General features: G+C 40.4%; 1 pseudogene. It reads left to right on the top strand.

Going from position 1 to position 265, the window contains the following annotated elements:
• Positions 1-265, top strand: a pseudogene (locus tag C1E99_RS14305) (metallophosphoesterase); the annotation flags it as partial.

Here is a 265-nt window from a genome sequence, read left to right as displayed (position 1 = left end):
CAATTGAGCCTTGATAATGCAAGTATTCACTATCAAAAAACTCAACTTGATATGGCTTCGTGGACAGAAAAACACCAACCTAGTGATCCAAATTTGCAGGATCACGTAAAGTACTTACAAACCGTCTTTGACAATACCAGTGACATCATGGTCCACAATGTGTTGAACGATGAACGGTGGTATGATGGCGAGACGGCAGATGCAATTTCACAATTTATCATGCCAGCCAATCGTGCTTATTTTTCAGGAGAAAAATTGAGATCGG

It is taken from the genome of Streptococcus suis (assembly GCF_002964045.1).
Classification (GTDB): Bacteria; Bacillota; Bacilli; order Lactobacillales; family Streptococcaceae; genus Streptococcus; species Streptococcus suis_U.
Note: the sequence above shows the minus strand (reverse complement) of the source record. Positions and strands in the feature narration are given on the sequence as shown.